This window comes from Gemmiger formicilis (assembly GCF_016901605.1).
GTDB classification, from domain to species: domain Bacteria; phylum Bacillota; class Clostridia; order Oscillospirales; family Ruminococcaceae; genus Gemmiger; species Gemmiger formicilis_B.
Genome location: NZ_JACJKP010000993.1, coordinates 1 through 217, shown reverse-complemented (window position 1 = coordinate 217; position 217 = coordinate 1). Strand labels below are relative to the sequence as shown.

Genomic DNA, 217 nt, shown 5'->3' with positions numbered 1-217 from the left:
AGACTGAGGACCCCGTGATCCGGCAGTACGGTGTGGATTATCTTTCGGTGTGCTGCCTGTTCAGCCTCGGCTGCATGATCCAGTGCATGGTGGAAAAACTGCTCACCGCCACCGCCGTGCTGGAAAAGCCGATGAGGATGCGGTTCATGCAGAAGGTCATCACGCTGCCCACCGAAGTCATGGCGATGGAGGGGATGCCCACCTGATAGATGCGTTT

Annotated in this window: 1 pseudogene; it reads left to right on the top strand. The window is 57.6% G+C overall.

What is annotated here, in order from left to right:
* Positions 1-206, top strand: a pseudogene (locus tag H6B10_RS17520) (hypothetical protein); the annotation flags it as partial.
* Positions 207-217 lie beyond the last annotated feature (11 nt).